Consider the following 18,215-nt stretch of genomic DNA (forward strand, 5'->3'; position numbering starts at 1 on the left):
TTTTAACGAAAAAAGAAAGAATAATCAATGCCTTTACTGTCTTTCTTCTAAAATCTAATAATTTGTAGAAAAACAACGCTATTCCAGTATTGTTTCCGCTTTTTTTTGATGAGAAACTCTCTCTTGATATTGGTATTTTCGACCAGATTTGTTTAATAAAACAGTTATTCTTAATTGTTCATTTTTGTATGTATAATCGAGGGTCACTTGCGCGTATACGAACCTTTCTTCTGTTTTTAACTTTCGTCTATTTTGTTTAACATCTGCAAGAAATAAATGAAGGATACTTTTCCCTGCATAGTATTCCTGGGTAGCTTGCGTAAATTTTTGTGTTAACTGACGTTCTTCTAGTAACTGAAGGGCGAGAAAACTCATCAAATAAACAAAGGCCATGGCCGTGAACAATAAGTTTCCTGAATATTTTTGCCTCATTAAAATTCTCCCTTTATCGGAAAAAAACTATCAAATGTTTTTCCAGAAGTAAAAGTAACTTCCAAAGTAAACGATTGTCCTTCATTTTTAAACTGTCCATTTTTGATACCAATTAACAGCGGTTGATAGCCTTTACCATTGACTCGCTTAATAATTTTATCTTCTTTGATTTGAATTGAAATAGTCTTGTTTGTTTCTGAGTCGAGGAAAGAAATCTCTTGAGCAGAGCCTGTTTGGAAAACGAGCTTTTGACATTCTTTTTCTAATTGAATTAAAAAAATATGCCAGGATTTCGAATCATTGTTTTTCAAATATTGATTTCCGATAAAACTTTGTTGAATCATCAACTGAAACAATTGACACATACAACTTAAAACGACTAGTGCCACTAAACACTCTAACATCGTAAAACCCGCATATTTTTTATTGACCAATCAAAATCGCTCCTCTTGAATCTGTGACTTTTAGTATCCTTCTTCCCTCGTTCTCCATCAAAGAAAATCGGTAAGTTTCTCCTTGATATATCCGCTCTTTGAAACGTAAATCACCCGTCTGCTCTAAAAATAAAATTGCTTCGTATCCTAGACGAGTGCGCGTTAATTCTTGCTCCCGTTGATAATTTTGCTGAATTAATTGTGTAATAGTCAGGGAGAATATCCCTGCTATCACACATACAATACTAAAACTAACGAGACTCTCTAATAAAATAAAACCGCTATAAATAGTTAATTTTCTTCGTATATTTGCCACTCCCCATCTGAAATTCCGTAACAATTTAAGGAACAAAAACATCATACAATACGCATTAAATAGCTGTTTTGTCATTTTTGATAATCTAAGATATGTAAATAATACCGCAAATCTGTGGTAAATTTTGTGGTAAAAATACACGTATGAGTATTTGACATTTTATTGAGTTTAGAATACGGCTAACTGAAATAGTTTGCCTACAAGGCGACTACGAAAAAAAGACCTTATTCTTAAAAGAATGGAGGTCTTTTTTGTATTATAATAATAAGCACACCAACTGACTTTTAGGCTTTTGTTTCAATTTTGTAAGTCAATCGTTAGATATATCAATGGATAAGTAGAATATTTCATTCTATTCTCTTTTTGAGGTGAATATAATGAAAAAAATAATTAAACATTTTATGAAACCTGTTGAAATTTTTGAAACATTAGATGATGACATTGGGATGTTTTTAATCATTTCTATTTGCACAGCTCTGATCTTTACTTTCTTTAGTAAATAAAAAATGTGTTAAATAAATTCTCAGATACTTTCCGCAGTATATCAAATTAGGAAGTCAAAAATATCTCAAAAGAATTGACTTTTCATACAACGTATTTTTATGGATCATACAGGACTCGAACTGCAGTGCAAAAAAATCAAGCTTTTTTAAGCGGCTTATTTCCTATGCTGAACTGGAGATAAGCCGTTTCATTTTTGCTTAATTCTACTATATGCTATACCAGTAAATATATTCGTGCAAAACCTGAATAAATTGTTTAATAAATTCAAACTAAAATAAAAAACTGAAACAAATTACTACAAAGAAATAATGTCCTTTACTAATTTTGCAAATTCAATATCCCCATTAAATGGATGAACATATTTGTAGAATTCCCCACCATTTTCTAAAAAATAGTTTCTGTTTTCGTGTTCCAATTCTTCTATTGTTTCTAGACAGTCTACAACAAACCCTGGTGCAACAATTAATATATTTTTAATACCTTTTAATGGTAATTTTTTCAAGGTATCATCAGTTGCTGGTTTTAACCATTCAGATGGCCCAAATTTCGATTGATAGGTTTGATAATAAGGAATATCTCCTAATTTATCCATTATTAATTTTGTTGTTTTAGTACATTCCTCCGGGTAGTTATCCCCATCTTTTACATAAGACATAGGAATTCCGTGGTATGAAAAAACGATAGCATCTATTGGACTTTCATTCAAAGCTTCATTTATTTTTTTTGAAAAGTAACCTATATACTGTGGATTATTGTAAAATGATCGAATAAATTTAATATCCACTATCCTATCACTTTTTATAAAATAATTCATAACGGAATCAAACACTGATCCTACCGTTGTCCCAGAGTATTGCGGATACATTGGTATGACATTGAGTTCTTCAATCTCTTTTGATAATAATGTATCTAGAGCAGTTTCTATACTCGGTTCACTGTATGACATTCCAATTGTAACTTCCACTTCTGGACATATATTTTTCAAATTTTCCATTTGTTTCTCAGTATATTCCAAAAGAGGAAATCCATTTTCAGTACAAATTTTTTGATAGAGTTTTGCTGATTTTTTTGGACGTATATTCAAGATAATACCGTTCAAAATCGGTTTCCAAATTATAGGATGTATTTTTATTACTCTTCTATCTGATAAAAAAGTTTTTAAATACTTCCTTACTTCCGTCTTGGAAGAATCTTTTGGTGTTCCTAAATTCACTAAGAGAATTCCTGTTCTTTTCAAAATAATTCACTACCTGTCTAATTCTATTATCGACCATGATGAATTCGAACCATCGACCGAATAGTCATGAGCCATTTGCTCTAACCAGCTGAGCTAATGGTCCAAGTAATAACTAGCTTATTGGGGATAAAATAGTTCTTACTAGTTATAGCTTAATATATAACAATTTTACTTTACTGATTTTCAATTTTCAACAAAAAAACGACCACCTTATTGAGAAAAGGCGGTCTGCGTGAAAAAATAAGAGTTTAAATATGTATAGATATTTTACAATATCTATTTTTTGAGTTCAATATTTTTATGTAAAAAAAGCCGCCTCATTGGGGTAAGGCGACAAGAGGTAGTAATAAAATGAAAAATAAAATTGTTTGGTAAAGATATTTTACCTCTTTCTTTTTTTAATTTCAAGTTTTCATTTTACAAAACAATTGTATTTTATTTATAATTCAAATATACAACTGTATTAAAAACACCTACTAAACATACACAACTTGGGGAAGTATTGTGCGTCTTAAGTAGGTGTTTTCTATATACACAAGATAATTTCGTTTTAACTACTATGATAAATTCGAACCATCAACCTAATGGTCATGAGCCGTATGCTCTAACTAGCTAAGCTAACAATTTTTAAATAAAAAATAACAGATCCTTTAACATGTAAAGAATCTGTTTAGAAAAAAGAGTATGCCATAAATCCTTGTCTTAAGTTTAACACAAAGACCCTAATCTAAACTAGGGTCTTTTTATTGGTACATCGATAATAGTTTCTCATAACTAATTACTGTTTTTTCTTTTTTGTTTTTTGGCTTAGAACTGTCTATAATATTAATTACTGCTGAATTAATTAATAAAACAGCTATTATACCACTTCTAATTTCTTTTCTGTAAATAAATGATACTTTCTGTCCTTCTTCAAACTGTTTACTTTTATCTGATGGTATAACTTCTTTCCATGTTCCAAATCCCATATGATGATCTCCTTTCGTTTTCAACATTCAGAGCCTATCAATTTAATCTTATAAAAAAAACGTTCCAATTAAATTGGAACGTTTTACCAAAACCTTTATTATGCTTTAAAAATATTAACAGCTTGCATACCGCGCTGTCCTTCTTCAATATCAAAAGTTACTGCTTGTCCTTCTTCTAATGACTTAAAACCATCCGCTTGAATTGCTGAAAAATGAGCAAATACATCATTGCCATCTTCACCTGTAATAAATCCAAAACCTTTGTCTGAGTTAAACCACTTTACTGTACCGTTGTTCATATATGTTTCCTCCTTGTGCATACCCTGTATGCGATTTGTTGCAAAAAATGTTTGATAAGCAAAAGGAGAATTATAGTCTTATGTATAGCGCTCTCGTTACATGTCAAAATTGATTACTTATTTATAATACCATACTATTTCCTATAAAGCAAATGAGTGTATTAAAACATGATGGACCAATACTATAAAAAGGTTATAATCCATCTACTCTAGACATGAAATATAAATATACGATACAAAAACCCCCTTGCACAATTATGATACAAGGGGCCTGTAGTCTTTTACTACAAGTAATTGCTTTATTATTCTAGCAAATTAGTTTTGTTAATTCAACCAATAAAATCATTCACGACTTATTAACAAAATTGTGTTTGGCTTTAAATTAGAACTGGGATATTAAGGAATATCGCTAAAGTAGCTATACTACACTTTTCCACTTATTTAAAAGGAAACTGTTCTCAAGTAATAGTAGCTTAGAAATAGTCTAATTCTATTTTTATTAGGATAAATTCCGTACACATTATCCTTTTCATAAATTCAAGCTTAACCTTGTTATAAAAAAAGAAAATCGGTTATGATTAACAAGTAAAATCTAAAAAAAACACCTACCGCACAGTCAACTGCTTGGGGAAGTACGTGCATCTGTGGTAGGTGTTTTCTTATGTAATACAATAGCTTTAAACTAAGCTACTTATTAGTAAAATTAAAATGCTCCTACCTAAGAACTTGTCATAAGATAGGAGCACCTCTTTTCTAAATCGAAAAGAGTCATAATATGAAAAGGTAACTCTATTGTAAATGAGCTACCTCTAAATTTCAACTGATTTTGCAAAAAATCAATGGCTCAATGTTTGACCAGGATAAATCAAGTTAGGATTTGCTAATCCGTTTAATGCAGCTAAGGTTTGATAAGTCGTACCAAGCTTAGCTGCAATACTTGATAAATTATCACCGTATTGAACTGTGTAAATGTTGCTTACTACTGATCCATTTACTTTCAAAATTTGGCCAGGGTAAATAAGATTTGGATTTGTCAATCCATTTAATGCAGCCAATGTTTGATAGTTTGTTCCGTATTGGTACGCAATGCTCGATAATGTTTCGCCATATTGAACCACGTGTGTTGCTTCTGGTTGCTTATTGGGAACAGTTGTAGCATCTGGCAACAATTCAATATCGCCTTTGCTAATCCATGACAAGATACCTTCTAGCAATACTCTGCTTCCAGTTACTTCTTGCACTTTGTAGCTGTTTCCTTTTACCCAATCTGGAATAGCTTCACCAGTTGCCCAAGCATCGACATTAAATTTTACTTTGACGGTATCACCAACTTTAACATCAGAATTCGGTGTTTTTTCGATTTCTTCACCTGCATCTGTTGCTGGCGTGTCCGTTTCTGGTTTATTGGTATCTGTATAACCACTATCCGTAATTCCTGTTAAATCTACGTTACCATCTAAACCACCTGCAATATAAGCGGATGTGAATTGCCAAATGCCAATACCATCCATGCTTGGGAAATAAGCATACAATGGATTTGGTGACACACCATCAATAGGATACGCAGCAATCCATAAAGAGTTAGGAAACTCTTTGATGATTTGTTGATAGTTTACATGATTTAGTGTAAATGGCTTATAGCTGTAATACATTGGAGTATAGCCAGCCTGTTTGATTCTGCGCATACCGTACAAAATTGTCTCTGTATTTGCTGCTTTTTCGGCATCTGAACTTACATATCCTCCATATCCATCTGGAACACTAGCCAACGCTCCATGTTCAAAGTCTAATGCAACGATGGAATTTTTAGGCGTTTGAATACGCGGCAAGAAGTAATCCATTGTTGTTTTCGCAATATCCATGTTTCCCCAAGTGTCATACCAAATGTAGGTATGCGCACGTTTGCCTTGGGCAATAGCACTTGCTACTTGCGTTTTATAGGTATACTGCTCGTAAATACCACTAGCATTGTAGCCACCAATCTGGGCAATAGCGAATTTATCATGCGCATAGCCAAAACGACCTTGTTCGCCTTGATAAATCGCCCAGTCAACGCCTTGGTCACCTTTTGCAGCAAATACATTTAAAGGAGTAACTGCTACCAACGCTACAATAATCAACGTTACAATTTTTTTCATAAAGACACCTTCCTATTTTTTATTTTTTAAATTTTTTATGAAATCTTCAAATAGCTCCGTAACTACTCCCATCTTCTGATAGTTCTCAAATATCGATTTAATTTCCATCATCAGATAGCCAACATACAGAACATATAATAGCCCCACACCAGCGCCACCAGGTACTAACGGTGCTAAGGGAATGAAAAAAAGCAGCAAGACAATACTTGCTACTTTCCTTAATATTCCGTTGATCCCTATTTTACTTTTAAACTCAATTTCTGGATTTATCTTGGCTGCGATAGTGCCGCTAATAAAATCAATAGTCATTGCAATACAAATCAACATTAAAACATATACTGCTTTATAATCTGGGTCTGCTACAAAACGCTCCAAAAAATCAAATAACGCCAAACCTACTTACCTACTTTCCGACAATTTCTTTCGCTTCTTTTTCTGTAATGCAAAGTGGGACAAACTCCATTACTTGTTCATCTGTAAAACAGCCCCAGTCATACATCATTTTAATGTCATCAAATGTAAACATTTTATTCCACTCCTTCTGCTAATTTTTCGTTAATTTCTTTTACCTGATTGGTTAATTGATTAATCGCAAGCATTGATTTTGCACTAATTTGCGCAAAATTATCTGCTTTTTTCGTTACTTCTGAAAGCTCTTTTTTTAAATTCACGTCATTAACCATGAGTTTTGAATTCAATTGTTTTAATTCCGCATTTTCGGCTTGTAATACCTCAATGTCGGTTGGTGGTGTTGGCTCTGGTTGTGGTGCATTTTCTGGATCATGAATCAATTGTGCGCCATCATAACGCCAATTCATAAAATCAAACGGTTCTTTTTTCACTTCAAGCTCAACATTATCTGGTTGTTCCATTGTAGAATAACCTTCTAAATAGCCAATTCTATTTTCAATCCAAATTTTCATAGCTAACTTTCTCCTTTCTTAAATTGCATACACCCGTGTCAATACAAAAGTTTTTGAAGCAGTATTATTATTTTTATGGCCTAAAATTTGCGTATTGCTTATATAAATATATTTGTTGTATTTTGCTCCATTCAATGTTTCTAAATGATGAACAACCGCACGACCTCCAAATTCCACTATATGCGTTTTTGGAACAAATACATAGTTCAAATCCCAATTGTCTCCTAGGCTTGTACTTGTGTTATATGGTTGATATAAAAATAACCAGCCAGAAAGACATTGATCCAATGGTAAACTCGGATTAATTGATTGATTTTCCCCCATATACCATGCTCCTGACCAAACTTTTTTACCTACATTTAAAATATTTGTTTCAGATAACTTATTTAGTAACTTTTCAAGACTATCAAAATTTTCTTCAATAGCTTCTGCTCCGTTCTCCATCCCTCGATAAATTCTGGTTAATTCCATATTCTCAACATCCTTTCTATATAATTAAATCAAACACTATGGATCGACTATTTTTTTCATCTATAAGTAAATATTTATATTCATTAATTTTTACTGGTAAAAATTCCGTTGTATAATCCAAAGGAATAGATACAATGCACTCTGAAGAATTAACATGTCTTACAGTGCTTTGAATTGATTGAGAAGCACTACCGCCAAATAACCCTGTTGGTTCTGTACCTAAAGGCAGTACACCTATACCATGTGTCCAAGTACGAACATTAACGACTGGTTGAGCTCCTAAATTGTGAACAATAGTTACATCAAAACCAACTGGAATTACAGAAGCAATAATATTTTCAAAATATTCTAGCCGTTCATCCAACGTTTTAAAATTCCCCAAACGTTCACTACTTCGAGCATCGATAACTTCGCTATCTGTTGTAGCATTTGCGATTACATCTTTAAAACGTTCCTCTAAATTGGTTTGACGTTGTTCTACTTTAGATTGGCGTTTTTCTGTATTTTCAGAAATAGCCTTTATTTTATTAAATAAAACACTGGTATACTCCATCATACGAGCTAAAGATTCTCGAACATGTCGTCGATACATCTTTGTTCGAATCCACAAAGCGAACGTTTGAGAAATAGGATCAATCACACCGTTTTTTATTTCATCTTGCACCTCATCGACATCGGTCGGGTCTTGATAATCAACTGTTGTATTTGGTTCATTTGTTGGTCAAGTATCCTTAAATTCTTGTGCCAACCGTCTCACCTCTCTTATTTTTCTAATTTCTCTACGCGCTTAATTAAATCGTCTAACGCCTTTTTCATCTCAGTTTGAGCAGTACCTACAGATTCGACTGTATTTGTTAAATCACTTGCTAATTGTTTAAAGGCTTCCGTCGATTCTGTCACGGTTGTTGATAATTCACTGGTTAAGTCTTCCAAAGAACTAACTTTACTACTTTGAACAGATAAATCATTGTCAAATTCTTCCTGTCTTTTTATCAACTCTGATATGTTTTGAACTCCTGCCGTCGCAAATTTTTTTACGTTTACTAAATTGGATTGAATAGCTTTTATTTCGTTTTGATAATCGGTCAGTTTTTTCTTTTTCGAACCAATAGTCAAAGTAACCTTTTGCGGTTCTAAAATACTAAATTTTTTCTCAATCACTTGTAATCGTTCTACAGCATAAATAAATTGATTATCTACTTTATAACTGTTTCCTAAAGTGATTAATTCATACCGTTTATCCAATAGCCCTAACTCAATGGCTTCAACTGTCCAAGTTACCAGCATCAAGCTTTGGTCTTTTAGCCATTGCAACCCTCGACGTTTTAAAATTGATGGGTCTTTGACATTTGAAAATTCTACAATACCCGTGTTTAATCCAAATTTTTTGATTAACGCTTCATCATCAAGGTAATTCTTACCGCCATTTACTTTTTCGATGGTGTATTTAGGTCGTGAAAAATCTGTTCCCACTTCAATATCAGTATTTGACGTATCTTCAATATCTTGACCGACGGGCACAATCCTTGTAAACAATTCAGAAATATCAATATCTCGAGTAGCACTTTTTAGATTTTTGGTTAACTGTAAAGGAGTTTCACTGTTCACACCATAATTAGATAGATAATCTAAATAATTTATATTTCCAACGCGTCGAAGTGTTAACGTACCGCCCAGCCTATCCAACAATTTTTCTTTAATGGTATCCGCTGTACTTTGATAGCCTAATCCTCTTAGCAAGTCCCCATTATCTACAACATTCACTTCACCAAGCCGAAACTGCTTATGCGCTTCAACTTGTTTATTGTGTGCATCGAGTATTTTTTGTAAATAAGCAGATACAGTCATCCGTGTTGGTTTCATATAGGTTTGAACAGAATCATATAAAAAAGCTTTCTCATCCTCCGCTAAAAGAGTTTGAGAAAAGCTTCCTGATGCTTCCATTTTATTCGTGATTTTAGCAACTCTACCATAAAAAATTTCTTTATTTCTTGTAACATCCAGAATCTGGATAAAGTGAATAATCGGCTCAATCTTTTGATAGTATTTATTGTTAATATTAAAGGTAAATTCAAAAGTAGAAATTCCTAATCCGTTAAGCGATAAATATACTTCACTATCTTTGATTTTCTCACCATAGCTATATGGCTCATGAACAATCTTTGGATTCTTTCTGTTCGGATTATCAAACAATAATACTCGATACATTAGACCATCACCTCACTAGACATAAAGAAAGAGATATGACCTTCGCCATAAATAGTTAAGTGGTTGGTCCCTCTTTTTAATTTAAAGAAATAATCTTGCGATTCGCCTTTCGGAACTTTTATTGTTGTTCCGTCATCAGTAGTTAATTGCATTGTAGACGTTGCCTTTATTGTTGGACTAGAAGCATTCGCTCCCATATTGATAAGAAAAATTTCTCTTTTTCCGTGAATATAGTAGCCTGTCCAATTGTCGGCGCTATCGTCTGTGAAATAGTCCTCGTCAAAGACATCGGAATAAGAAATATTTTCCCTTAAAGCAAAAGGATACACGTCAAATTCTACGGTTAACGTTAATGAATTACTTGACGAGTCATCTTCTGCTTTCACACTTTTGCATTTTCCATACCAGCGAAGCCCTGAACGTAACCAAGAATCATCAATGTAATCAATTCCATCCATCATCAACTCTTCTTTTACTTTCGCCTCTAATGCCTTTCGTTCTTCGTATGGCGTATTAGGTCGCCAAAAAGTAACAGTGACAATGCGATTACTAAAAATTCGTTCTCCTGTAAGCATGGAAAAATCATACTGACCTTGCATGAAAGGGATCTGTTCAATAATTTCCACTTCTTCCGCTGAAGGAGCATCGTGTTCAATAATGTAGAAACCATGTTCTTTGCTATTAAAACGACCTTTGGCCATATATTCTACAATTTCAATCAACTACGATACCTCCCATCTTGCTTTTGTTGTTCTGCTAAATTAAGATTCATTGGGCTACCTAGCGCTCCCACTACTTGGCCAGTATCCATCACGACAGTTAAATGTCGTATTTCTTCTAAAATTTCTACCATTTTTCCCATTGGCGTATTATCTATAGAGTGTTTTACCTCAATTGCATTTGAACGTTTCATCAAACGGCTATCCGTAATAGATTGATGAATACTTGAAATCATATCTTTTGCACTTTGTACGGCAACCGACGTATCTTCTCGAATACCTGCAGCTACACCTTGTGCAAGGAAAACACCAACATCATATTTCAATAGGCGTGATGGTGATTTAATTTTTGCTTTTTTCTGTGCTTCTGCATTAACGGCGGCTACTAAATTTTGCATAGCAGCCACTGCTTCGCCCTGACTTGCACGAATACCAGAAGCAACACCTCTAGCCATATTTGAACCTACAGGGCTCATATCTACAGAACCTGCACCCTGACTTACCGCATTTCCTAAAGACCTTCCAGCATTATTTGCAGGGGGTAACTGAGTTAAATATCCTTGAATTGTTGCCGCACCTAGCTGACTTCCAGAATTCTTCGCATTTCCTTTTTCAGAATTCATTCCAGCATTTGTCTGTTGAGCATTGCTTTTACCAGCATTTTTATGTTCATTACTTTTACTTCTTGTTCCAGAAGCAGCTGCACTACTATTATCAGCGGCAGCTTTCTTAGAATTAGATTTTTGCGAAGATTGACCACTATTCATCGAAGACATCAATTCTTTACCAACATTATTAAGTTGTGTTTTTCCAGAGTTTAATCCATCAATTAACTGGTTTTTCCCGTCTTGACCATTTCTAAATAAGTCAGGAGGCAACGCTTGTAAAGTATTCACAATGTCAGCTCTTGACATATTCGCCCACTTCGTTGGATCATTACTTTGCAATCCCTGAACCAGTCCGTTAGAGCCATCAATCCCTCGTTGACGTAGCATTCCTGCCAATAAAGCCATTTGTTGGTCAATGCTAGCACCATTATTTACATAAGATTGATAAATGCCTAAAAGCTGTTGGTCTGTAACGCCTTTAAGTTGTGCTAAATTATCAGCTGTCACTGCAATTTTATTTGCACCATTTTGTGAAATAATCGATAGAAGTTGAGCTCCTTGCTCTAATTCACTTTGTCGTATTTGAGCATTTTGCGTTTGTAATTGTGTAATTTGATTTTGGAAAGCTGCTTTTTCAGATTCTGTTTTTGCTTGGTTCTTTTGTGTTTCTAGTTGCTGAATTTGGGCGTTATTTTCTTGCACTTGTTGCGCTTGAATTTCCCCAAGCGTTCGCAAGCTTGTCAAAGTTTGTTCTTTTTCTTGCTCGCTTAATGCTTGTTTATTAGCCAACTTATTCATACCAGCCTCAACAAATTGTTGGTTCTGTTGTAATAATTGATCACGAATAATATTCGTTTGATTTTGCAAAGTAGCTCTTTGCTGTTCTGTCAATTCTTGACCCTCTACTGTTTTATTATTCTTCAATTGGTTAGAATAATCAGTATATACCTTCAATAAATCACTATTATTCGTTTGAACAGCTTTCATATACTGGCTTGAAGCATTGGCAAAAATCTTTTGCTTCTCTGCTTCTGATTTTCCTTCTGCCGCTTCAATTTGCTTGTTATAGGTTTCAACAGCCTTTTTCTGTTGTTCCTTTAAATTCGTAACTAAATCAAGTGTATTCTTGAAATAAGTTTCTACGCCAGCCGTACTACCATTTTGCTGTGAGAAAAGTTCAGTCATTGCCTGTTTAGCTTCATCAAGTTTTGAAGAATAATTTTCAACACTTGAAGAGGATTCTTCCATATTTAACGAAATTGCTTTAGTAGTGTCTTTGGACTTTTTACCTAATTCTTCGGTGCTTTTAGCAGCTTTTTTTAAGGCAGAATCAGAAAACATTGTATCCCAATCTTTTTCAATATCAGATAAGCTTTTCTTCATATCTTTAAATGCTTTATCAGCACCTTTAGAATCGCCTTTTAATCGTTTCCAAAGTCCTTTTACACCGTTTGAAATTGCCATTATTGCATTTACTACCGTTTTTCCTACAGTAACGATAGTACGTAAGCCATCTACAAAACCTGCTATTGCAAAAGTGACACCAACAATTGCGCCAGTACCTAACCATTTAAATGTATTTCCTAATCCTTTTATTGTTTTAGTAACACTCGCAGAGCTAGGAAGTACACTTTTAAACGATTTTACTATTCCGCTAAAAGCAGTTTTCACGTAGCCTTGAATGTTCATAAAATTGGATTTCCAAGCTTGCACTACACCAACTATCGTAGCGGTTATTGCTACTAAAATTGCTGTTATGGGATTGCTCAACATAGCTCCTGTTAAACTAGCTATAGATCGTATACCCGTTACCGCAAATGTTCTAAAACCTCCACCTGCTTTTGAGGTGGCTACGCCAAGCCCTGATAAAACCGTTCCCGATTTGCCAGCTGCAGAGGATAGGTTTCTTAGCGACCCTACAGGATTAATAACAACAGAGGCAAATTTCGCTAATTTGCTGTTAGATAATTGTAAAGAAGCAGAAAAAGAACGGAAAAAGTTAGTAACTTTATTCCCTTCCCCTAGCATATTTAGCTGTCTTTGACTTGCTCGTAGATTTGCTCTAAATGTATCTAGCGTAGGAAAAAGACCTGAAATAGTCTCTCCTAACGTGGTAAATCTTGTTAATACATTTACATTAACTCCTGCGCTTTCAAGCCCTGCTAGATTTGATTTATATTTAGAAACAAACCCTTTTACAGCTTGTAATGCACTACCAGAGCCATTAACAATAGGTTTAGTAATAAATTGCTGCCACTTGCTATCAATATTCCCTGCGGTTTCAAACATTGTCGAAATCGTTTTGCCGAAAAATCTTGTCATTTTCCCAAAAACTTTTAACACAGGGCCAGCAGAAGCGGCTAACGCAGCCATTTTCAAAATGAACTCTTGCGTTTTTGGATCAGCTGATGCAAAAGCTTCTGCCATATTTGCTAAAGCTTCAATCATAGGCTTAGCAGCACTTATCGCACTATTTAATGCGGCTACTAATGGACCGCCAAACGTAATTGCTACATCATTTAATTGACCACGTAAAATCTTTAACTGTGATTCTGTAGTTCCGTATCGTTTACCAGCTTCTTCTGCTAGAGCTGTATTTTCGTTAAACGCTTCGTTACCTCGTTTTACAGCCCCTTCAAAGACATCACTTGCATTGGCTGCACGTAATAAACTATCACGTAATCTAACTTCTGTAATTCCCATATCGTCGAGCACTTTAATAGCTGATATTCCGTGTTTTTCCGAGTCTTTTAAGCCCTGGATAAATTCAATTAGTGCTTGAGATGGATTGCTTTTGAATAATTGTGCAAACTCTTCACTAGTTCGACCTGTTACATTTGCAAAATCTTCCAGACTACCTGATGCTTTGCTAGCTTCTTTATACATTTTCTTTAATTCTGAGGTAGGTATTCCCATTTGCTTAGAAACTGCCGTCAGTTCTTTTCCACCCCAGTTTACAGCATGCACAAAAGATTCCCAAGACACGCCTTGCTCTGCTACTGCTTGTTTCAGAGGCGCAAAAGCTTCAACTCCTGTTTCAGTTGCTAATTGCATTTGTACCATTAATCTAGAGAATGCCGATCCGCCCGCTTCGGCTTCTATACCAACAGATGATAACGCCGCCGCAAAACCTACAATGTCTCCTTCGGTCATGCCAATTTGTTTTCCTGCACCTGCTAAACGTAAGCCCATCTCTGTAATCTCTGATTCGGTAGTCGCTAAATTATTACCTAAGTCAACTATCGCTGAACCAAGATTGCTAAATTTATCTTGTGACATTTGCGTAATGTTAGCAAAACGAGCTAGGGATGTAGCCGCTGTATCTGCAGACATATTTGTTGATTCGCCCATATCGATCATTGTTTTAGTAAATCCGACAACTTTATCAGTTTTTATTCCTAACTGTCCAGCTGCTTCTGCTACTTTTGCAATTTCTTCATGACTAGTGGGTAATTCTTTTGCTAAATCTCTAAGGCCTTTTTCTAAATCATCATAAGAATAAATGACTTTACCGTTAGAATCGACCATCTCATCGTTGGTCTTTTTAACTCCAGTAAAGGCACTTTCCCATTTTACCGCTGCGGTTGTTACTGCGCCAACGGCACCCGCAATTGGGAGTGTAATACCTTTAGTCATCGAACCGCCGACTTTTTCAATGCTTTGGCCGATACTTGCGGTTTTATCACCGAAACTTTTCATCGCACCATTCACTGTATTCAAATTACTAGGAATATCAGAAGCATTTGAATTAAGTTTTTTTAGCGAAGACACAGCGCCATTCATCGCACTGGTAAAATTGTTATCACGTGCTGTAAGTATGGCTGTTACCGTTTTACTTTGTGTCACGTTGTTTCCTCCTTTCCTCAACAATTTTTCTTGCTTGTTCTAATCGACGAGCGTTTTCTTCTAGCTCACTTAGCTTTTCCACTTCTCGTTGCGAGATTTCCCCTCGCACATCGCGTTCAAGCTTTTCAAAGTCATAGACATCTTTCACTTCGTTAAAAATATAGCGTTGCCCTTTTTCATCTGGTGTTGTAAAAATACGTGTAGCTAATGCGTTAACGTATAGTTTCCTTTCTTCGTTAATTGCACGTAAATTTACAGCTTTTATCCGTAAATTAAATTCATAAGGAGTCATACGCTCAATTTCTTTTAAAGTGATATTGGGGAAATGTTGAAAACAAGTGACAACTATTTCGTCATAATCTAGGCTGTCGTTTCTTGTTGATTGGCTTGTATCTGTTCCATGTAAGCTATGATTTTTTTGATTGCTTCTAGTGATTTTTTCGTCCGAAGAGCCGTTAACGGTGCTTGCTCCAAGAAAGAGATAAAATTTTCAAACAACGTTAAAGCCTCTTCCGACGTTTCTAAGTAGTCGTCAATTTCTTTCGTTGTTAAGTCATCATAAGTAATTAACGCTGCGTGCATTAATTTTTGAAAGGCAAAAGCGTCGCCATCTTGTAACCCACCAACCAATTGAACGAAGCCGTCTACTTCTTCAACGTCAGGTTTTAATGCGTTAATTTCGTTTAAAAATTTAAAACCGAAAATCAAAGGATATTTTTTTCCGTTAATTGTTGCGACAGGTTTTACGTTTGTTGACATGTAAAATTCCTCCTAAAAAAGCGACAATGCCTTCACATTGCCGCCTACTTCCTGATTTTTAATTATGGTACTAATGCTAATAAATCTGTTTTCGTTGTTTTTCCTGTAAAATCAATACCGTGAGCGGTTAACCATTCTTTGATTTCAGGAATAGTATTTGCTTCTGTTGGTTTATTTTCCAAAGAGCGCCCCGCCAATACGGTAAAAGCTGGAATAGCTACTTTTTCAGATTCTTTTTCATCTTGCACACGTACAATATGGTACGTTCCTGCTGCTACTTTTGCTCCTGCATCAAGTCCTGTAATAGTTAATGGACTTGCTCCTTCAACTACTTTTTCACTACCTTTGTAAATACGATAAATAATTGCCATGATTATTCTTCCTCCTTCACTTTTACAACGGCGCCATCTGATATCGGCGTTACACTTTCAACTTTAGGTACTTCAATTGTTTTTGGTGTGTATTTTTCTACAGGCTCTTCTGGTTCCGCACCAGCCACTGTGTCGTAGAAGAAAGCACGCGCAAGTTCTTCATTTTCGGCGTCAACCGTTGCCCAACCTTCTACTAGGTCACCATTTAAAACTAGAGTTGGTTTAATACTTGAATTAGAATCGGACTCGGCAGAATCTCCGAATGAATCCAACAAGCCTGTGCCAAATTCCGCTTCGTATTTTCCTGTTTTCGGGTCTTTTTTATCAAAATTAATGCGCCATACATCAATTTCTAGCCCGTTACGATACGCATATTTCAACATGTTGTAAGTTTCTGTGCCTGTCCGTAAAAATTCCATTTCTATGGAAGCTGACGGCATTCCTGAGGTAGGAACATTCCCGTCTTTTGTTGATTGTGTATCTGTTTTTGTTTCTGACTTATATTCGTGTGAAATTTCTAAAGCTAATAACTTCGCTGCTGTTGTCGCACGTTCACGTGTTAGTCGAAACATTAACTTAATTTTTTTACCTTGAATTGCTTTTTCCATTTCGAGTTTCCTTCTTTCTTATTCAAATTCTAACGTGATGTCAAGTACACCGTGTGCAAGGCTCGTACCAAAATTGGTTGTATTTTCATAAATTACTTCTGTGCTACTTTCTGTCACTAACCAATTAAAGTTCTTAGTCTGATGCAATTCATGAACGATTTTTCGCACATCGGCTAATACTTGATTTAATTCTCGACGTTTGTCGTCATGATCATAAACATGAATCATAATATTTGTTGAACCTAACGTTCTTGTTTTTGTTTGTCTATCCTTAGACCATTGTTCACCTAAGAAAACAAACGGGTAAGAAGCGTCGTCATCTGGCAAATGCCCATAGGTTTCATAGCCTGTTTGCTCCAAAGTGACAAATAACGCTTCGTAAAGTTCTGAATACGGGTCTTTAAAGGTCATTTTACTAACGCCTCCATATTATCAAGAAATCTTTTAGCTGCTGCTGTTTGCCCTTTTTTCATATAGAAACGTCCGTACATATAACGCGTTCCATATTCTACATATGCTGAATAGTCAGCCATCGCTTCAACTTCGCCAGTCATTCCGTCATCTTTAATAGAAGGTGTCTCACTTCGTTTTAAGTATCCACTTCTGACTGGTGTTTCTTCTGCAATTTGATTTGCCATATAAGCAGTATCATTTTTGACGACCTCTTTTACATCGTCTAGCTTTTTCGCTTCTTCAATCGCTTCGATTAAATCATCCAATCCTGAAATATCTACTCGGTAAGTCATCGATATTCGCTTCCATAAACCGAAGTTCCTTTGCTAACACGCAAATTTTTAACAACGGTAAATTTTCGATTTTTTTGTTCTTCTTCGTCGTAGTATTCAAGAAATCCTGAACGAATAGCTAGGCGGTCTCTAAAACGAAAAATGACCATCTGCTCCTTTATGTTAGGGAAAATGGTCATTTGTTTTTCCGTTCCGACTTCGGTTACATTACCTATCAGTTTTTCCGAAATTAGCTCGTGTTTTTTGTTGTAGTAATCAATACATGTTCTCATAAAAAGGACACCTTCCTTTTACGAATCAAGCCTTGTTCTTCAAGATAATCGTTAATCTCATCTTGAAATTCCCCGAAGTCATCCAAATTATAAGAGATTGTTTCTTCTGATTGAGAGTGTTGTTCCATGCCTTCAAAACCTAAACGGTTATATCGTTTCACTACAATTGACGGAACAATATAGTCCAATTTTTCTGGTATTTTATCAGCTTTCAATTTTACTCGCAGCTGTTTTTCAGTAATGTCCCAGATTTTGATAATTTTTGCCTTATCTTTTTCGTAGGTATCCTCTGAAATATCCAGTAGTACGCGATAATCTGAAAGAGTCATTTTTTCACCTACTCTGCTTCAACAACT

General features: G+C 35.1%; 23 protein-coding genes and 1 tRNA gene. All 24 read right to left on the bottom strand.

What is annotated here, in order from left to right:
* Window positions 1-78: 78 nt before the first annotated feature.
* Complete coding sequence (gene comGG, locus IGK72_RS08365; RefSeq protein ID WP_010825349.1) at window positions 79-432, bottom strand: competence type IV pilus minor pilin ComGG; 354 nt, start codon at window positions 430-432, stop codon at window positions 79-81.
* Complete coding sequence (gene comGF / locus IGK72_RS08370; protein WP_002357060.1) at window positions 432-866, bottom strand: competence type IV pilus minor pilin ComGF; 435 nt, start codon at window positions 864-866, stop codon at window positions 432-434. Before comGF ends, comGG begins: the two co-directional genes overlap by 1 nt.
* Window positions 856-1,227, bottom strand: a complete 372-nt coding sequence (locus IGK72_RS08375; protein WP_174094738.1) for a type II secretion system protein — start codon at window positions 1,225-1,227, stop codon at window positions 856-858. Before IGK72_RS08375 ends, comGF begins: the two co-directional genes overlap by 11 nt.
* A gap of 754 nt (window positions 1,228-1,981) precedes the next feature.
* Window positions 1,982-2,923, bottom strand: a complete 942-nt coding sequence (gene hemH, locus IGK72_RS08380) for a ferrochelatase (RefSeq protein ID WP_033624657.1) — start codon at window positions 2,921-2,923, stop codon at window positions 1,982-1,984.
* A gap of 29 nt (window positions 2,924-2,952) precedes the next feature.
* Window positions 2,953-3,026: transfer RNA gene (locus IGK72_RS08385), tRNA-Ile, on the bottom strand.
* 640 nt (window positions 3,027-3,666) lie between these two features.
* The gene (locus IGK72_RS08390; protein WP_002364188.1) at window positions 3,667-3,918 is read right to left on the bottom strand and encodes a hypothetical protein; all 252 of its coding nucleotides are present in this window, start codon (window positions 3,916-3,918) and stop codon (window positions 3,667-3,669) included.
* 71 nt (window positions 3,919-3,989) lie between these two features.
* Window positions 3,990-4,190, bottom strand: a complete 201-nt coding sequence (locus tag IGK72_RS08395) for a cold-shock protein (RefSeq protein WP_002357053.1) — start codon at window positions 4,188-4,190, stop codon at window positions 3,990-3,992.
* An 836-nt stretch (window positions 4,191-5,026) separates the two neighbouring features.
* Entirely contained in the window at window positions 5,027-6,328 is a 1,302-nt protein-coding gene (locus tag IGK72_RS08400; protein ID WP_002388176.1) for a LysM peptidoglycan-binding domain-containing protein, read from the bottom strand.
* A 12-nt stretch (window positions 6,329-6,340) separates the two neighbouring features.
* Entirely contained in the window at window positions 6,341-6,721 is a 381-nt protein-coding gene (locus IGK72_RS08405) for a phage holin family protein (protein ID WP_002378446.1), read from the bottom strand.
* A 10-nt stretch (window positions 6,722-6,731) separates the two neighbouring features.
* A complete protein-coding gene (locus IGK72_RS08410; protein WP_002368228.1) occupies window positions 6,732-6,854 on the bottom strand; it encodes an XkdX family protein in 123 nt (40 codons plus the stop codon).
* 1 nt (window position 6,855) lies between these two features.
* Window positions 6,856-7,251, bottom strand: a complete 396-nt coding sequence (locus IGK72_RS08415) for a hypothetical protein (RefSeq protein WP_002363385.1) — start codon at window positions 7,249-7,251, stop codon at window positions 6,856-6,858.
* Between the two features lie 18 nt (window positions 7,252-7,269).
* Window positions 7,270-7,722, bottom strand: a complete 453-nt coding sequence (locus IGK72_RS08420; protein ID WP_002363384.1) for a hypothetical protein — start codon at window positions 7,720-7,722, stop codon at window positions 7,270-7,272.
* Window positions 7,723-7,738: 16 nt separating this feature from the next.
* A complete protein-coding gene (locus IGK72_RS08425; protein WP_430619600.1) occupies window positions 7,739-8,386 on the bottom strand; it encodes a hypothetical protein in 648 nt (215 codons plus the stop codon).
* A gap of 98 nt (window positions 8,387-8,484) precedes the next feature.
* Window positions 8,485-9,930 (bottom strand): phage tail spike protein, encoded by a 1,446-nt coding sequence (locus IGK72_RS08430; protein WP_002378447.1) that lies wholly within the window; start codon window positions 9,928-9,930, stop codon window positions 8,485-8,487.
* Window positions 9,930-10,652 (bottom strand): hypothetical protein, encoded by a 723-nt coding sequence (locus tag IGK72_RS08435; RefSeq protein WP_002363380.1) that lies wholly within the window; start codon window positions 10,650-10,652, stop codon window positions 9,930-9,932. Before IGK72_RS08435 ends, IGK72_RS08430 begins: the two co-directional genes overlap by 1 nt.
* A complete protein-coding gene (locus tag IGK72_RS08440; RefSeq protein WP_002398616.1) occupies window positions 10,649-15,103 on the bottom strand; it encodes a phage tail tape measure protein in 4,455 nt (1,484 codons plus the stop codon). Before IGK72_RS08440 ends, IGK72_RS08435 begins: the two co-directional genes overlap by 4 nt.
* Window positions 15,090-15,395, bottom strand: coding sequence for a hypothetical protein (locus tag IGK72_RS08445; RefSeq protein ID WP_002364305.1), 306 nt, complete (start codon window positions 15,393-15,395; stop codon window positions 15,090-15,092). The genes IGK72_RS08440 and IGK72_RS08445 overlap by 14 nt, the downstream gene beginning before the upstream one ends.
* A 68-nt stretch (window positions 15,396-15,463) precedes the next feature.
* Complete coding sequence (locus IGK72_RS08450; RefSeq protein ID WP_002388187.1) at window positions 15,464-15,862, bottom strand: tail assembly chaperone; 399 nt, start codon at window positions 15,860-15,862, stop codon at window positions 15,464-15,466.
* Window positions 15,863-15,924: 62 nt separating this feature from the next.
* Entirely contained in the window at window positions 15,925-16,233 is a 309-nt protein-coding gene (locus IGK72_RS08455) for a hypothetical protein (RefSeq protein ID WP_002388188.1), read from the bottom strand.
* A gap of 2 nt (window positions 16,234-16,235) precedes the next feature.
* Window positions 16,236-16,841: a phage major tail protein, TP901-1 family gene (locus IGK72_RS08460; protein ID WP_002388189.1), complete on the bottom strand. Its 606-nt coding sequence runs from the start codon at window positions 16,839-16,841 to the stop codon at window positions 16,236-16,238.
* An 18-nt stretch (window positions 16,842-16,859) separates the two neighbouring features.
* Window positions 16,860-17,252: a tail completion protein gp17 gene (gene gp17 / locus IGK72_RS08465; protein ID WP_002363373.1), complete on the bottom strand. Its 393-nt coding sequence runs from the start codon at window positions 17,250-17,252 to the stop codon at window positions 16,860-16,862.
* Window positions 17,249-17,587, bottom strand: coding sequence for an HK97-gp10 family putative phage morphogenesis protein (locus IGK72_RS08470; protein WP_002388190.1), 339 nt, complete (start codon window positions 17,585-17,587; stop codon window positions 17,249-17,251). Before IGK72_RS08470 ends, gp17 begins: the two co-directional genes overlap by 4 nt.
* On the bottom strand, window positions 17,584-17,859 hold the full coding sequence (locus tag IGK72_RS08475) for a hypothetical protein (protein WP_002378454.1): 276 nt from the start codon (window positions 17,857-17,859) through the stop codon (window positions 17,584-17,586). The genes IGK72_RS08470 and IGK72_RS08475 overlap by 4 nt, the downstream gene beginning before the upstream one ends.
* A complete protein-coding gene (locus IGK72_RS08480) occupies window positions 17,856-18,188 on the bottom strand; it encodes a phage head-tail connector protein (RefSeq protein ID WP_002363369.1) in 333 nt (110 codons plus the stop codon). Before IGK72_RS08480 ends, IGK72_RS08475 begins: the two co-directional genes overlap by 4 nt.
* Window positions 18,189-18,215 lie beyond the last annotated feature (27 nt).

The organism is Enterococcus sp. DIV0183, from assembly GCF_050541505.1.
Classification (GTDB): domain Bacteria; phylum Bacillota; class Bacilli; order Lactobacillales; family Enterococcaceae; genus Enterococcus; species Enterococcus faecalis.